Source organism: Herbiconiux sp. UC225_62 (assembly GCF_042694625.1).
Taxonomy (GTDB): domain Bacteria; phylum Actinomycetota; class Actinomycetes; order Actinomycetales; family Microbacteriaceae; genus Herbiconiux.
In genome coordinates this window covers 1,406,321-1,421,444 of the sequence record NZ_CP170551.1, presented here as the reverse complement: position 1 = coordinate 1,421,444, position 15,124 = coordinate 1,406,321, and the positions used below count along the sequence as shown (strand labels likewise).

Below are 15,124 nucleotides of genomic sequence, written 5' to 3'. Positions count from 1 at the left end.
CGTGACCGAGTTCTCCTTCGACGCCCTGCGGCGCGCGCCCGACGTCGAGGCCGACAACCTCTTCGCGGTCGACGCGAGTGACCGCCTCATCCTGGATGAGGCGAACGACGCTCTCGAAGACACGGTCGCACGGCCGGGCGCGGTCGCGGTGATCGGCGACAACTACGGCGCCCTGACACTGGGCGCGGCCGCCGTGCTCGACCTGCACGGCATCCGCGTGCATCAGGATGCCCGCTCGAGCGAACTCGCACTCGCCGCGAACGCCCGCCGGGTGGTCGACGTCGACCTCCGGGGGCGGTACTCGAACCATCCGCTGGGGCGCGAGCTGCTCGAGGGGGCCACGGTCGTGCTCGTGCAGCTGCCCCGGAGCCTCGCCGCGCTCGACGACATCGCCCGGGCCATCGCCGCCTATGCCGATCCGTCGGTCGTGGTCTACGCCGGCGGCCGCGTGAAGCACATGACCCCGGCGATGAACGAGGTGCTCGCCGCCTCCTTCGACGAGGTGAGCGCCACGCTCGCCCGCCAGAAGTCGCGTGTGCTCGTGGCCCGGAGCCCTCGCACCGGCGTGGGTGCGGCGATGCATCGGCGCGAGTTCCATCCCGATCTCGATCTCTGGGTGTGCGCGTCCGGCAACGCTTTCGCCGGCACGAAGATCGACATCGGAACGCGCCTGCTGATCGAGCATCTCGCCGAGATGGCTCCGGATGCGCGCACCGCGATCGACCTGGGCTGCGGCACCGGCGTGCTCGCCGCCCTCCTCGCCCGAGAACGGGGCGACGGGGTGCGCGTCATCGCGACCGACCAGTCCGAGGCGGCCGTCGAATCCGCACGGGAGACGATGGCGGCCAACGGCCTGTCCGGACTTGTCGACGTGGTGCGCGACGACGCGCTCAGCGAGTTCGACGACGACAGCGCCGACCTCATCGTGCTGAACCCGCCGTTCCACGTCGGTTCGACCGTGCACGCGGGGATCGCGTTGAAGCTGTTCGAGGCCGCCGGGCGGGTGCTCCGCCCCGGCGGCGAGCTGTGGACCGTGTTCAACTCGCACCTGTCCTACCGGGCCGCATTGCAGCGGGCGGTGGGGCCGACCCGTCAGGTCGATCGCAACCCGAAGTTCACCGTGATGGTGTCGACGGGGCGCTGAGGCGTGGCACGCGGAGTCCGCGCACGGCGACGGTCCGACGCGTGACCATCTCGGCCGACACGAGAACGGCGGCCACGCCGACGATCGCGGTGCCGATGACGGCGACCGGGATCATGGTGTCGGTGTCGAGGCGCGGGATGAGATCCATCGGCTCGGCGAGCCCGATCAGCATGAAGAATGCCGTGGCGTAGAGCACCGTGCGGATGCGCCAGAGGCGATCGACCCCCACCAGCGCCAGCAGGGTGAGCAGCCACAGGCCGTACCAAGGGTGGATGACGGGCGAGGCCAGCACGATCAGGGCGAAGCAACCCCCGAGCAGCCACAGCGGATCGGCGCGCCGCTTCGTGATGAGCAGGTAGGCGGCGGCCGCGCATCCGGCCGCCAGCAGCACCAGCTTCACGACGGTCTGCGCGAGGTCGCCGTCGAGGCCGAACCCGTTGACGAGGCCGCCGATGCTGATGCCGAGGATGTTGGCGGGGGCGTACCACGAGGAGATGGTGACGGGCGTGGCGAGGGCGCCGATCCAGCCGACGCCGACCCCGATGCCCCAGCCGAGCAGCACCACGCCGCCGACGCCGACGGCCGCGACGGCGCTCCACCGGCGGATGATCGCGGGCCAGCCGGCGTTCGAGCCCGCCCAGATCAGGCCGATGATGGGCAGGGCGATGAGCGCGATCGGTTTCACGCCGATGGCGAGGGCGACGAAGACCGTGCCGAGGATCGGGCGATCCTTCATCGCGTAGTAGACCCCGGCCACGATGAAGCCGAGCATGAGCGAGTCGTTGTGACCGGCCACCACGAAGTTCATGATGACGAGCGGGCTGGCAGCCACGATCCAGAGCACGCCCGCCTGGTTGAGGCCGCGCAGGCGCGCGATCCGCCAGGCGTAGAAGGCGAGCATCGCAAGACCCGCGACGGCGAGGAAGCGGAAGGCGAAGATCGCGACCTCGGGTGGGAGGGCATCCGTCGACATCACGACGAGCTTCTCGAGCCAGACGAAGACGGGACCGTAGGGAGTCTGCGTATCGGCCCAGAGGGGGTCGACGCCGAGGCCGAACCACCCGGGCAGGTCGGCCATGCCCGTGCTGTACGGGTTGAGGCCGGCCGCCATCAGGCGCCCCTGGCCCACGTACGCGAACATGTCACGGCTGAACAGGGGCAGGGCGAACAGGAGCGGGATGCTCCAGGCGGTCGCCGAGATCGCGACGGTGCGCACCTGTGACGCGGTGCGCCGGGCATCCTCGTCGCCAGAGCCTGCGGTGCCCGGCGCTTCCGCCGAGGCGGGCAGGACGCCGCCGCGCGACGATCGCCGCTCGAGCAGCGAGACCCCGAGTGCCACCCACGCGGCGAGCAGGAGCAGGGCTCCGCCCACCACCAGCAGGCCGCTGAGGGTCACTGCACCACGCGAGTTCCGCAGCAGTTCGAACACGAGCCAGCCCCGGAGCGCGCTCGACGGTCCGAGCCAGCCGACGCCCAGCGACCCGATGGCGATGCTCACGGAACCGATGACTCCGAGCAGCAGACGCACGCGTGGAGAAAGGACATGCACGGTTCCGTCTTACCACGCCCAGTTGAACGGTCGTCGTACCAGTGGTGCGAGAACGGCCGTTCTGCTAAACTTGAGTCACATCAACTCAACTTTCACGGAAGACACAACGACACATGGCGAACCAGCCCCAATCGAACGGCGAGGAGCAGAAGAGCGCCCTCGAGCAGTACGGCGTCAACCTCACCGAGATCGCGGCGAGCGGCAAGCTCGATCCCGTGATCGGGCGTGACGCCGAGATCCGTCGAGTCAGCCAGGTGCTGACCCGGCGCACCAAGAACAACCCCGTGCTCATCGGCGAGCCCGGCGTCGGGAAGACCGCCGTCGTGGAGGGCCTGGCCCAGCGCATCGTGGCCGGCGACGTCGCCGAGTCGCTGAAGGGCAAGCAGCTCGTCTCGCTCGACCTGGCGGCGCTCGTCGCGGGTGCGAAGTACCGGGGCGAGTTCGAGGAGCGCCTGAAGGCGGTGCTGAAGGAGATCAACGACGCCGACGGCCAGATCATCACGTTCATCGACGAGCTGCACACCCTGATGGGCGCGGGCGGCGGCGAGGGATCGGTGGCGGCATCCAACATGCTGAAGCCGATGTTGGCGCGCGGCGAGCTACGGCTGATCGGGGCGACCACGCTCGACGAGTATCGCGAGTTCGTGGAGAAGGATGCCGCGATGGAGCGTCGTTTCCAGCAGGTGTTCGTGGGCGAGCCGTCGGTCGAAGACACCGTCGCCATCCTGCGCGGCCTCAAGGAGCGCTACGAGGCGCATCACAAGGTGTCCATCGCCGACTCGGCGTTGATCGCGGCGGCCTCGCTGTCGAACCGTTACATCCCGGGCCGGCAGCTGCCCGACAAGGCGATCGACCTGATCGACGAGGCCGCGTCGCGCTTGCGCATGGAGATCGACTCCGCGCCCGTCGAGATCGACGAGCTGCGGCGCAGCGTCGACCGCTTGAAGCTCGAGGAGCTGGCGCTGAAGAAGGAGAAGGACGATGCGTCGAAGGAGCGTCTCTCCACCCTGCGCGAGACCCTGAAGGAGCGCACGGCGACGCTCGCCGAGCTGCAGGAGCGGTGGGACCGCGAGCGGGCCGCCCTCAACCGCGTCGGCGAGCTGAAGGAGAAGCTCGACAACGCGCGTATGCGGGCGGAGCGCGCCCAGCGCGAAGGCGACCTCGAGCAGGCGTCGCGGCTGCTCTACGGCGAGATCCCGGTGCTCGAGCGCTCCCTCGCCGAGGCCGAGCGCGACGAGGAGTCGGAGGAGCAGGGCGAGCGGATGGTCAACGACCAGGTCACGAGCGACGACATCGCCGCCGTGATCGCCGCCTGGACCGGCATCCCGCTCGATCGGCTGACTCAGGGCGAGACCGAGAAGCTGCTCAACCTCGAGGCCGAGCTCGGCAAGCGGCTCATCGGCCAGAAGCGCGCCGTGCACGCGGTGGCGGATGCGGTGCGCCGGTCGCGCGCGGGCATCGCCGACGCGGATCGGCCCACCGGGTCGTTCCTCTTCCTCGGTCCGACCGGTGTCGGCAAGACCGAGCTCGCCAAGGCGCTCGCCGAGTTCCTCTTCGACGACGAGAAGGCGCTGGTGCGCATCGACATGTCGGAGTACGGCGAGAAGCACTCGGTGGCGCGGCTGCTCGGCGCCCCTCCCGGATACATCGGTTACGAGCAGGGCGGCCAGCTCACGGAGGCCGTTCGCCGGCGGCCTTACTCGGTGATCCTGCTCGACGAGGTCGAGAAGGCACACGCCGAGGTCTTCGACGTGCTGCTGCAGGTGCTCGACGACGGTCGGTTGACGGATGGGCAGGGTCGCACGGTCGACTTCCGCAACACCATCCTCATCCTCACCTCGAACCTCGGGTCGCAGTACCTGGTCGACCCCACGCTCACGCTCGAGGAGAAGGAAGGCGCCGTGCAGGGCATGGTGCGCCAGGCCTTCAAGCCCGAGTTCGTGAACCGGCTCGACGACATCGTGGTGTTCCAGGCGCTCACGCAGGAAGACCTCTCGCAGATCGTCTCGCTCTACGTCGATCGCCTCTCGCGGCGCCTCGCGCAGCGGCGTCTGCAGCTCGCGGTGACCCCGGATGCGCGGGCCTGGCTCGCCGAGCGCGGCTACGACCCGATCTACGGTGCGCGTCCGCTGCGGCGCCTGATGCAGCACGAGATCGACGACAAGCTCGCGACGGCGCTGCTCTCGGGCGAGGTGCGAGACGGCGACACCGTGCGCGTCGACCTGGCGCCCGACGGCGACGGCCTCTCGGTGGCGGCGGCGTAGCGCTCCCGCGCCTCAGGGCGGCAGCGCCGCGACGGCTCAGCGGACGCCGGCGCGGTGCTTGCGGATGCGGGAGACCACGAACCAGGCGACTGCGCCCACGACCGCGGCGATGACGACCCACTGGAGGATGCCGGCGTACTCCTCGACGACGTGCCACTGCTCGCCGAGGAAGTAGCCCGCGAGGATCAACGTGGTGTTCCAGATGAGGCTGCCGGCGACGGTGAGGAGCCCGAACTTCAGGAGCGGCATCCGTTCGATTCCGGCCGGGATCGAGATGAAGCTGCGGAAGATGGGCACGAGGCGTCCGAAGAAGATGGCCTTGCTGCCGTGTCGGTCGAACCAGGCTTCGGTGCGGTCGACGTCGTCGACGTCGACGAGGGGGATGTGGTGGGCGAGGCGGCGCATCCGGTCGCGCCCGAGCCAGGCGCCCAAGCCGTACAGCGTGAACGCGCCGAGGAGCGAGCCCAGGGTGGTGAACACGATGGCCGCGACGAGGTCGAGCTCGCCCTGGCTGGCCGTGAAGCCGGCCAGCGGGAGGATGACCTCGCTCGGGATCGGCGGGAAGAGGTTCTCGGCGAAGACCGCGAGCCCCGCGCCCGGAGCGCCGAACGTCTCCATCAGGCCCACGACCCAGTCTCCGACGGGGCCGAGGCCGCTCGTGGTTCCGCCGCTTTCGCGCGTGCCGATGCTGACGCTCACCCCGACGCTCATGGTTCCAACGCTACGGATGTCGCCTGAGCCGCCCCTGAGCATCCCCAGCGATTGCGCTCGCGAGCTAGACCTTCTCATCCGCAACGCGCGGATGAGGGCGCGACACCGCCGCCGACTCGCCCGCTGCGTGTTGCCGTCGTCGATTCGCCAAGACAGGCCGCTATCGGGGCTGCCATTCCGTCGGATCCTGGCGATTCGGCGCGGGGTAGCGTGAGCGTATGGATGCGGAACGGCAGGCGGCAGCGGTCGTCGAGGCGCTCGCGGCGGTGGCCGACGAGGGGGACGCTGCGTTCCTGGCCCGGTTCTTCAAGACCGGGCCGGGGGAGTACGGGGAAGGCGACCGGTTCATCGGCGTGCGTGCGCCCGCGACCCGCAAGGTGGCGAAGGCGTTTGCCGGCATCGACCCCGCCGCCATCGACATCCTCCTCGACAGCCCGGTGCACGAGCACCGGCTGGCGGCGCTGTTCCTCCTGCGCGGCCGCTTCGACCGGGCGCGGGGATCCCGCACCGCCGACGCGGCGATCGAGGCCGCCGCCGTGGAGCAGTACCTCGCGGCCGTGCGCCGCGGCCGCGTCAACAACTGGGATCTCGTCGATTCCTCGGCCGGCGCGATCCTCGGCGAGTGGCTGCTCGACAAGCCTCGCGACCTGATCTTCGACCTGGTGCGCAGCGACGTGCTCTGGGAGCGGCGGGTCGGCGTGCTCGCCACGCTCGCCTTCATCCAGGCCGGCGACGCCTCCACCACGCTCGAGATCGCACCGCTGCTGCTCGACGACCGGCAGGACCTGATGCACAAGGCGGTCGGATGGATGCTCCGCGAGGTCGGCAAGCGGGTCGACCGCTCCCTGCTCACCGGCTTCCTCGACGAATACGCCGCCCGGATGCCGCGCACCATGCTGAGCTACGCCACCGAGCACCTCACACCGGAGGAGCGGGCGCGCTACCGCGCCCAGCGCTGACCGACGGGCCTGCGCTCAGACCCGCGTGGCGGGCTCCTCGACCTCGATCGCGACGGCCCAGGCCACCGTTCCGGCCAGCAGGCACAGCGCCCCGAATCCGGCACAGAGACCGCCGGCCACGGTGAGCACGCCCGAGGTCGCGAATCCCTCGTGCGCCGGGTCGGCGGCGAGCACCGACGCCACTGCGCCGAGCACGATGGCCACGATGCCCAGCCCGAAGAGCCAGTGGCGGAGTTCGATTCGATGCTCCATTGCATCTCCTTCGTTCAGGTGTCAGGAAGTCTACCTACGACCGCACCAGCCGAGCGATCGCATCCGACGCTTCCTTCAACTTCGCCTGCGCGACGTCGCCCCCCTCGGCCACCGCCTCGACGACGCAGTGGTTGAGGTGGTCGTTGAGCAGGCCCAGGGCCACTGACTCGAGCGCACTCGTCATCGCCGATACCTGGGTGAGGATGTCGATGCAGTACTTCTCGTCGGCCACCATGTTCTGCAGCCCCCGAGCCTGGCCCTCGATGCGGCGCAGGCGCTTGAGGTAGTCGTCCTTGTTGGTGATGTAGCCGTGCGAGGCGTGCTCGTGCTCGCCGTGGGGCGCATCCGTGTCCATCGTCATGCTCCGATTCTCGCCGGTCGCAGGTCGAGCCGGCGCAGCAGTTGCGCGTTCGCGGCCACGATGATCGTGGAGAGCGACATGAGGATCGCCCCGACCGCCATCGGCAGCACGAACCCGATCGGCGCGAGCACACCCGCGGCGAGCGGCACCGAGAGGAGGTTGTAGCCGGCCGCCCACCAGAGGTTCTGCGTCATCTTGCGGTAGCTTGCCTTCGAGAGGGTGATCACCGAGAGCACGGATCGCGGGTCGTCGCTCGCGAGGATGACCCCGGCCGAGGCGATCGCGACATCCGTTCCGGCGCCGATGGCGATGCCGACGTCGGCGCGGGCGAGCGCGGGGGCGTCGTTGACGCCGTCGCCCACCATCGCGACCTTGCGGCCCTCGGCCTGCAGCTCGGCGACCTTCGCCGACTTGTCGCCGGGCTTCACGCCCGCGAACACGCGGGTGATGCCCAGCTCGGCGGCGACTTCTCGGGCGACGGGCTCGGCGTCTCCCGTGATCATGACTACCTCGATGCCCCGTGCTCGCAGCCCCGCCACGGCCTCCCGCGACTCGGGGCGGATCTCGTCGGCCAGCGCGATCATCCCGATCACCTCGTGGTCACGGAGCACGTGCAGCACCGTCTGACCCTCGGGGATGCCGTCGGAAGTCGCAAACGTGCCGACATCCGAGCCGCCCTGTGCCTCGGATCCGCCCACGTTTGCGGTTCTGGACGCCAGGGGGGTCGCTGCGTGCTCGGCGAGGAGGGCGGGACCTCCAACGTGCACGGTTGCGCCGTCGACGACGGCGGAGACGCCGACCGCGGTGGAGGCCTGGAAGCCGGTTGCCGCGGGGATGGCGAGTTCGCGCGTCCGTGCGGCCTGGACGATCGCGCGGGCCAGCGGATGCTCGCTGTCGGCCTCGGCGGATGCCGCCAGCGCCAGCACTTCGGCTTCGTCATGACCCGGCGCGGCGACGACAGCGGTGACGGCCGGCTCGCCCTTGGTGAGGGTGCCGGTCTTGTCGAAGAGCACGGTGTCGACGGTGCGCATGGTCTCGAGGGCGAGCCGGTCCTTCACGAGGATGCCGGCCTTCGCGGCGCGCTCGGTGGCGATGGAGACCACGAGCGGGATGGCGAGACCGAGCGCGTGGGGGCAGGCGATGACGAGCACGGTGATGGTGCGGATGACGGCGTCGTCGGGGCTGCCGACGAGGGTCCAGACGATCGCGGTGATGACCGCCGAGCCGAGCGCGAACCAGAACAGCCAGCCGGCTGCCGTGTCGGCGATGCGCTGGGCGCGCGAGCTGGAGTTCTGCGCTTCGGCGACCAGGCGCTGGATGCCGGCGAGCGCGGTGTCGTCGCCGACGGCGGAGATGCGGATGCGCAGGGCGGTGTCGGTGGCGACGGTGCCGGCGACGACGTGGTCACCGGGGCCGCGGGAGACCGGGCGCGATTCGCCCGTGATCATCGACTCGTCGACATCCGCCGTGCCTTCGACGACCTCGCCGTCGGCCGGTACGCGGCCGCCCGGGCGCACGATGACGAGGTCGCCGATCCTCAGGTCGGCGGGAGCGACCGTGGTGGTCTCGCCGTTCGCATCGACGCGCTCGGCCTCGTCGGGGAGGAGGGCGGCGAGGGAGTCGAGCGCCGAGGTGGTCTGCGCAAGGGAGCGCATCTCGATCCAGTGGCCGAGCAGCATGATCACGATGAGGAGGGCGAGCTCCCACCAGAACTCGAGCTGCGCGTCGAGGATTCCGAGCGTGGCGCCCCAGGAGGCGAGGAACCCGACCGTGATCGCCAGGGCGATGAGCAGCATCATGCCGGGCTTGCGGGCGCGGAGTTCGTCGACGCCGCCGGAGAGGAACGGGCGGCCTCCGAGCACGAAGAGGATGGTGCCGAGCACCGGGGAGATCCAGGTGGTCCAGCCGGTTTCGGGGATGTCGTAACCGAGGATCATCGAGAAGGTTGAGCTGAAGAACACGACGGGCAACGCGATGACGAGCATCACCCAGAAAAGACGGCGGAACTGGCCGACGTGATCGCCGTGGCCCGCGTGGCCGGCGTGCCCACCGTGGCCAGCGTGCCCGCCGTGATCGTGCCCCGCGTGGCCGCTGTGGTCGTGGCCCGCGTGGCTGTCGTGGCCCGAGTGGTCGTGCCCCGCCTCGTCGTGCTCGACGTGGGCGTCGTGCCCGGCGTGGGCGTCGTGCCCGGCGTGCGGGTCGTGTCCGGCATGCGCGTCATGTCCGGCGTGGGCCGCGGGGTCGGCGTCTGCGGGCTCGGGGCGTGTCGCGGCGGCGTGCGGATGCTCGTGGTCGGTGCTCATGGCGCCAAGCTATACCCCCTAGGGGTATTAAGCAACCTAGGTTCGCTCCGAGCGAGCAGACATCCGGGAGCGACGGATGCGCGGGCCTGGTGATACCGTGAGCGCGTGTCAGCTTCCGAGCCGGTGACCCCTGACGAGCCCCACCGGGCCGCGATGCCTGCCGACGGAGCGCTCACTCACGCAGCCCCGACTCCCGCCGCCCCGACCGCAGCCTCCGCAGCGGCGGCCAAGCGGGAGGCCCGCCGCACCGACGCCGGCTCGCGCATCACGGGGGTCATCGTCGTGGGCATGAGCATCGCGGTGTGGTGGCCGGCGTTCACGCTCGGCGCCTGGGGTGACTTCTTCTTCGATCAGATGCTGACCGTGTGGGCGGCGTCCGTCGGTGCGCTGATCGTGGTGCTCATCCAGCCGCGCGGCAAGCCCCGAGTGGGTCGCGCGATCGCCCTCCTCATCCCGAGTCTGTGGCTCGTGCTCTCCTTCCTCACCGTCACCGCCGATCCCGACGACGTCGTGGCTTTGATCGTCACGTTGCTCGGCATCGTGGTGGGCATCCTCGGCGTGCCCGCCACCATCTGGGTGCTCGTGCGCATGATCTGGCCGGAATTCGCTGAAGACATCTCCTGGGGGCGCCGATTCGCCGTCATCGGGGCGGTGCTGGTCATCGCCGTCGCCTCCTTCCTGCTGGGCGTGTACCAGTCGAAGTTCCTCACCTGTCAGGACTTCACCGTCAGCGGGAACTCCGAGCCGGCCGGTTGTACACCGGAGCAGCCATGACCAGGTCGTTGATCTGACACAACTACAATCGTGCAGGTGAACCCCGACCACGTCCGACTCTCGCGTCTGTTCCTCGGCACCCTGATCGTCGTCGTCTTCGGTGCGCTCGGGGCCCTCGCCTCACTGGTCTTCCTCTATCCCGAGCATTCCGAGACGACCGGGATCGTGCTCGACGTGACGCTCGCCGTCAGTCTCGCGGTGTTCGTGGCCGCCGGGGTCTTCGCCATCGTGACCTCGCGCCGGATCGCCGCCCTGAACCGCGCCGATCGCGCCAACCGACCCCGTCGCTGAGAGGGGGGAGGCGCACCGGGAGAGGGGCTACGCCGTGACCGCCGCCAGCTCTGCCTGCAGGGCCGCCGCGAACGCGTCGATGTCGGCCTCGGTCGTGTCGAAGGCGCACATCCACCGCACCTCACCGGTCGCCGGGTTCCAGTCGTAGAACCGGAACGACTCGCGAAGTCGGTCGGCCACCCCGGGCGGAAGGATGGCGAACACCGCGTTCGACTGGGTCTGCTGCGTGAGCGTGACCCCCGGCTGATCGACCACCGCCGCGCGGAGCCGCTGGGCCATCGCGTTCGCGTGCGACGCCGATCGCAACCACAGATCGCCGCCGTACAGCGCGATCAGCTGCGCCGACACGAACCGCATCTTCGAGGCGAGCTGCATGTCGAGCTTCCGCAGGAAGGTGATGCCCGTTGCGGCGGACGGATTGAGCACGACGACCGCCTCCCCGTAGAGGAGTCCGTTCTTCGTGCCGCCGAGCGAGACCACGTCGACGCCGGCATCCGTCGTGAACGCGCGCAGCGGCAGCCCCAGTGATGCCGCCGCGTTCGAGATGCGCGAACCGTCGAGGTGCAGAGTCATCCCGCGGGCATGGACGTGGTCGGCGATCGCCGCGATCTCGTCGGCGGTGTACGCGGTGCCGAGTTCGGTGGTCTGGGTGATGGAGACCGCGAGCGGCTGCGCGCGGTGCTCGTCGCCCCAGCCCCAGGCCTCGAGGTCGATGAGTTCGGGCGTGAGCTTGCCGTCGGGCGTGGGCACCGTGAGTAGCTTCAAGCCGGCGACGCGCTCCGGTGCCGCGTTCTCGTCGGTGTGGATGTGTGCCGTCGTGGCGCAGACCACCGCACCCCACCGCGGCAGCATCGACTGCAGGCTGATGACGTTCGCGCCCGTGCCGTTGAACACGGGGAAGGCCTCGGCCTCGTCGCCGAAGTGGTGCCGCGCCACCTTCTGCAACTCGGCCGTGTAGACGTCTTCGCCGTAGGCGATCTGGTGCCCGCCGTTCGCGGCCGCGATCGCCTCGAGCACCTCGGGATGCGCCCCCGCGTAGTTGTCGGAGGCGAACCCCCGGTACGAGCGGTCGTGCAGGGGGAAGTCAGCGGCGGAATCAGTCACTGCACCAGTCTCTCAAACCGCGCCCCCGCATCCCGAACCCGGTCCGTGGCTCGCTGGCAATCCGCCGGGGCGGCGGGAATGGGACGCCGCAGGGCGTACCCTTCGGGTACTGAGCCTTCGTGGCTCCGATGTGAGGAATCACCATGGGCGAGAAGTCCGCCAAGAAGGCCGTTGCCAAACCCGCTGCTCGCTCCCTCAAGGAGAAGCGCGCCGACAAGAAGGCGAAGGGCGACCGGATCGATCACTCGGCCGACATCGTCGCCAACGTGAAGCGGAAGTAGTTCCGCACCGCTCAGCGGTCGGCGACCCGGCCGCGGGCGGCCCAGGCGGTGGCGGTGATCGTGAACGGGGAGTCGTCCACGAGTGCCTCGGCAGCCCGGCGCACCCGCTCGCGCTCGGCGCGGGGGAGCGAGGCGAGTTGGCTGCCGGCCGGCCCGATGCCGTGCGTGTACGGCTCCCACCAGTCGTCGAAGCCGGTGAACGGGACGTCTACCGTGAGTTCCGTCTCGATGACGTCGTGGAGACCCTCGTTGCGGAGCAGCCGCTCGAGGTCGCCGTGACGGGCGCCGAGGCGCTCGGACTCGTCCTCCGCGTCGGGGGCGACCGACCGGAGCGCAGCGAAGAACCGGGTCTGCGGTGCCCGGCCGCCGGAGAAGTCCCAGACGCAGACGGAGAGCGTGCCGCCCGGGACCACGACGCGAGCCATCTCGTACACCCCGGCCGTCGCATCGGGCATCAGGTGCACGACGAGTTCAGCGAGGGCTGCGTCGAACGTCCCTGACCCGAACGGCAGCGCCTCGGCGGACGCTCGCCGAACGTCGACGCCGGGAAAGCGCTCCTGGGCGGCCTCGACGAAGGGCTGCGACGGATCGACCGCCGCGACCGCGCCCGACCCCACCAGACCGACGAGCGCACCCGTGAGCGCACCGGTGCCGCAGCCGACGTCGAGCACCCGCGCCGGTGCCTCGACGCCGGACCATTCGGCGAACGTCGACGCGAGCGGCACGGAGAACCGTCCCATGAACCGGTCGTATGCCTCGGCGTCGACATCGAACACGTGGCGAGCCTCTTCCCGTCCGGCTTGTCTGCGTGGGTGGCGTCAGGGGAGACGGATGCGCGCGCCGTCGAGTTCGCCCGCCGGGGCGTCCCAGAGGCCCACGACCGCCGACGCCAAGGTCTCGACGTCGGTGAAGCCGGGGAAGGTCTTCTCGGGGGCGGCCGTGCGCATCCCGTCGTCCACCAGCGCCTTCACCACGAACACGACCGCGGCCGCGCGCAACTCGCTCTCGCCCTGATCGGTGCGGAAGCCGTGGGCCAGCGAGCGCATCCACGATTCGGACGCCGCCTTCGCCGCGGTGTAGTCGGCCCCGGAGGCGGTGGGCGCGTCGACCGAGGTCGACGACACGAAGGCCACCCGGCCGGCCTCCGACGCGACGAGCGCGGGGTAGAAGGCGCGCGTGGTGTTGCGGAGGGTGCGGAACGAACGCTCGACGGTCGCCCAGCCCTCGTCGGTCTGGCCCGGGATGCCACGCCCGCCGACCCAGCCGCCCACGAGGTGGACGAGTCCGTCGACGGGTGCGGAGGTGCTGAGGCGCAGCGCGAGCGTGTCGACGGCGGAGCTGTCGGCGAGATCGCACACCTCGGTCGCGATGCCGGGCACGCGGAGCGCGAGTTCGTCGAGCCGGCCCGCGTGCGATCCGAGGGCGACGACCTGTGCGCCCGCTGCGGCGAGGGCGCGGCAGGCGGCCGTGCCGGAGGCGCTCGTGGCTCCCGCCACCACGACCCGCCGCCCCGCGACGCCGATCCGGTCGATGCGATCGCCGTTCATCTCGCTCATGCTTTCATCCTGGCCTCCCGGGTGCGCTGCGTCGATGCCGACTTCGTCGAGCCGCGACTTTCCGCGCGACGGCCGCCAGGTCGAGGCGGTCGCGCGGAAGGGGGCGGAGCGGGGTCGGCGGCGCGCCGCGCTACGAGCGCCCGGTGATGCCCGCCGTCGAGGCGATCACGTCGTGCATCTTCTTGTCGAGCGCTTCGTAGAACATCGAGAGCGGGAACTCGTCGTCGAGCACGGCGTCGGTGAGACCACGCGGAGGTCCGTCGAGCGGCAGCGCCGACGGGCCCTGCGCCCACACCGACGCCGGGTTCGGCGTGAGTGTCGAGGTGACGAGGTCGTAGGCGGCGAGCCAGTGCGCCGTCTTCGGCCGGTCGATCGAGCGCCAGTAGAGTTCGTCGATCGCGTCGCCGAGCGCCGTCACCGCGTCGGCCACTTCGGGCCAGTCGATGGTGAGCTTCGTGTCGGTCCAGTGCAGCACCCCGCGCTGGTGCAGCCAGGCGAACAGCAGTTGCCCGCCGAGTCCGTCGTAGTTGCGCACGCGCGAGCCCGTGATGGCGAAGCGGAAGATGCGGTCGAAGAGCACCGCGTACTGCACCAGCTTGGCGTGATCGAGCAGCTCCGCCTGGCCGGCATCCAGCCCCTCGACGGACGACGATGCCGACGACTCCAGCCGCCGCTCGATCTTCACGGCCTCCCGGAAGGCCGTGAGATCGCAGCGCAGCTCTTCCAGCGAGTAGAGGAAGTACGGCATGCGCTGCTTGATCATGAACGGATCGAACGGCAGGTCGCCGCGCATATGGGTGCGGTCGTGGATGAGATCCCACATCACGAAGGTGCGCTCGGTGAGCTCCTGATCGTCGAGCAGTCGCCGCGCGTCCAGGGGCAGGTCGAGCCGGGTGACGGATGCCGCCTCCCGCACCACACGACGGAACCGCGCGGCTTCGCGGTCGGCGAAGATCGCGCCCCAGGTGTACTGCGGGATGCTCGACGTCGCCACCGACTCGGGGAAGAGCACGGCCGAGTTCGTGTCGTAGCCCGCCGTGAAGTCGAGGAAGCGGATGGGCACGAACAGCGCGTTCGAGTAGTCGCCGGCCTCGAGCGTGGCGACGAACGACGGCCACAGCACCTCCACCAGCACCGCCTCGACGTGCCGGTCGGTGCTGCCGTTCTGCGTGTACATGGGGAACACCACGAGGTGGCGGGCGCCGTCGACCCGGTGGCGCTCCGGCCGGAAGGCCACGAGAGAGGCGAGGAAGTCGGGCACGCCGAAGCCCTCGGCCTCCCAGCGCGCGAAGTCGGCCTGCAGGGCGACGAGGTAGTCGTGATCGTGCGGGAAGTGGTGCGACAGTCGCGCCACATCGGTGACGATGGTGGCCACCAGCGAACGCGCCGCCGGGTGGTCGACGGGGTCGGGGATCGACCCGTCCTTGACCTGCAAGGGCTGTAGCGCCGCCACGGACGCCTTGAGCGAGATCCACGCGGCGGAGTGGGTGAGCGCGGCGTCTTCGACGACCTCGGGTTCTCCGATGATGGCCTGGGAAGCGAGCGTGGTACGTGCGCGAGCGGACATGGTCGAAC

15 protein-coding genes are annotated in these 15,124 nt (G+C 70.2%); 6 read left to right on the top strand and 9 right to left on the bottom strand.

The genetic code is table 11. The features are described 5' to 3' along the window. The first annotated feature begins 1 nt into the window (after window position 1). Window positions 2-1,144, top strand: a complete 1,143-nt coding sequence (locus ACFJGU_RS06795) for a class I SAM-dependent methyltransferase (RefSeq protein WP_382308813.1) — start codon at window positions 2-4, stop codon at window positions 1,142-1,144. Here the strand turns inward: ACFJGU_RS06795 and mptB are convergent. Further along, window positions 1,116-2,672 carry a polyprenol phosphomannose-dependent alpha 1,6 mannosyltransferase MptB gene (gene mptB, locus ACFJGU_RS06790; protein ID WP_382310301.1) on the bottom strand — a complete coding sequence of 519 codons (1,557 nt, stop codon included), beginning with the start codon at window positions 2,670-2,672 and terminating at the stop codon, window positions 1,116-1,118. The two genes, ACFJGU_RS06795 and mptB, sit on opposite strands and share 29 nt — an antisense overlap. 134 nt (window positions 2,673-2,806) lie before the next feature. Here mptB and ACFJGU_RS06785 point away from each other — a divergent pair, with 134 nt between their 5' ends. Then, window positions 2,807-4,957 (top strand): ATP-dependent Clp protease ATP-binding subunit, encoded by a 2,151-nt coding sequence (locus ACFJGU_RS06785; RefSeq protein ID WP_382308811.1) that lies wholly within the window; start codon window positions 2,807-2,809, stop codon window positions 4,955-4,957. Between the two features lie 36 nt (window positions 4,958-4,993). Here ACFJGU_RS06785 and ACFJGU_RS06780 read toward each other — a convergent pair whose 3' ends face one another. Beyond that, on the bottom strand, window positions 4,994-5,668 hold the full coding sequence (locus tag ACFJGU_RS06780) for a DedA family protein (RefSeq protein ID WP_382308809.1): 675 nt from the start codon (window positions 5,666-5,668) through the stop codon (window positions 4,994-4,996). 218 nt (window positions 5,669-5,886) lie between these two features. On the opposite strand from ACFJGU_RS06780, the gene ACFJGU_RS06775 reads away from it, so the two are divergent. After that, entirely contained in the window at window positions 5,887-6,627 is a 741-nt protein-coding gene (locus tag ACFJGU_RS06775) for a DNA alkylation repair protein (protein ID WP_382308807.1), read from the top strand. Window positions 6,628-6,642: 15 nt separating this feature from the next. Here the strand turns inward: ACFJGU_RS06775 and ACFJGU_RS06770 are convergent, their stop codons facing one another. From ACFJGU_RS06770 to ACFJGU_RS06760, 3 genes are read right to left on the bottom strand one after another with little or no spacing between them, the layout of a single operon-like run. Beyond that, on the bottom strand, window positions 6,643-6,879 hold the full coding sequence (locus tag ACFJGU_RS06770; RefSeq protein WP_382308805.1) for a hypothetical protein: 237 nt from the start codon (window positions 6,877-6,879) through the stop codon (window positions 6,643-6,645). A gap of 34 nt (window positions 6,880-6,913) precedes the next feature. Beyond that, window positions 6,914-7,240 (bottom strand): metal-sensitive transcriptional regulator, encoded by a 327-nt coding sequence (locus tag ACFJGU_RS06765; protein WP_382308803.1) that lies wholly within the window; start codon window positions 7,238-7,240, stop codon window positions 6,914-6,916. Beyond that, window positions 7,237-9,543: a heavy metal translocating P-type ATPase gene (locus ACFJGU_RS06760; RefSeq protein WP_382308801.1), complete on the bottom strand. Its 2,307-nt coding sequence runs from the start codon at window positions 9,541-9,543 to the stop codon at window positions 7,237-7,239. Before ACFJGU_RS06760 ends, ACFJGU_RS06765 begins: the two co-directional genes overlap by 4 nt. A gap of 105 nt (window positions 9,544-9,648) precedes the next feature. Here ACFJGU_RS06760 and ACFJGU_RS06755 point away from each other — a divergent pair, with 105 nt between their 5' ends. Together ACFJGU_RS06755 and ACFJGU_RS06750 are read left to right on the top strand one after the other, a co-directional pair. Then, window positions 9,649-10,317 (top strand): hypothetical protein, encoded by a 669-nt coding sequence (locus ACFJGU_RS06755; protein ID WP_382308799.1) that lies wholly within the window; start codon window positions 9,649-9,651, stop codon window positions 10,315-10,317. A 36-nt stretch (window positions 10,318-10,353) separates the two neighbouring features. Beyond that, window positions 10,354-10,608: a hypothetical protein gene (locus ACFJGU_RS06750; protein ID WP_382308797.1), complete on the top strand. Its 255-nt coding sequence runs from the start codon at window positions 10,354-10,356 to the stop codon at window positions 10,606-10,608. A 27-nt stretch (window positions 10,609-10,635) separates the two neighbouring features. Here ACFJGU_RS06750 and ACFJGU_RS06745 read toward each other — a convergent pair whose 3' ends face one another. Then, window positions 10,636-11,712, bottom strand: coding sequence for a threonine aldolase family protein (locus ACFJGU_RS06745; protein ID WP_382308795.1), 1,077 nt, complete (start codon window positions 11,710-11,712; stop codon window positions 10,636-10,638). A 143-nt stretch (window positions 11,713-11,855) separates the two neighbouring features. Here ACFJGU_RS06745 and ACFJGU_RS06740 point away from each other — a divergent pair, with 143 nt between their 5' ends. Continuing rightward, window positions 11,856-11,993 (top strand): hypothetical protein, encoded by a 138-nt coding sequence (locus ACFJGU_RS06740; RefSeq protein ID WP_382308793.1) that lies wholly within the window; start codon window positions 11,856-11,858, stop codon window positions 11,991-11,993. 11 nt (window positions 11,994-12,004) lie between these two features. On the opposite strand, the gene ACFJGU_RS06735 is transcribed toward ACFJGU_RS06740, so the two are convergent. The 3 genes from ACFJGU_RS06735 to ACFJGU_RS06725 form a co-directional block, all read right to left on the bottom strand. Then, the gene (locus tag ACFJGU_RS06735) at window positions 12,005-12,769 is read right to left on the bottom strand and encodes a class I SAM-dependent methyltransferase (RefSeq protein ID WP_382308791.1); all 765 of its coding nucleotides are present in this window, start codon (window positions 12,767-12,769) and stop codon (window positions 12,005-12,007) included. Between the two features lie 42 nt (window positions 12,770-12,811). Next, window positions 12,812-13,549 carry an SDR family NAD(P)-dependent oxidoreductase gene (locus tag ACFJGU_RS06730; protein ID WP_382308789.1) on the bottom strand — a complete coding sequence of 246 codons (738 nt, stop codon included), beginning with the start codon at window positions 13,547-13,549 and terminating at the stop codon, window positions 12,812-12,814. 130 nt (window positions 13,550-13,679) lie between these two features. Then, a complete protein-coding gene (locus ACFJGU_RS06725) occupies window positions 13,680-15,116 on the bottom strand; it encodes a DUF6421 family protein (protein ID WP_382308787.1) in 1,437 nt (478 codons plus the stop codon). Window positions 15,117-15,124: the final 8 nt, after the last annotated feature.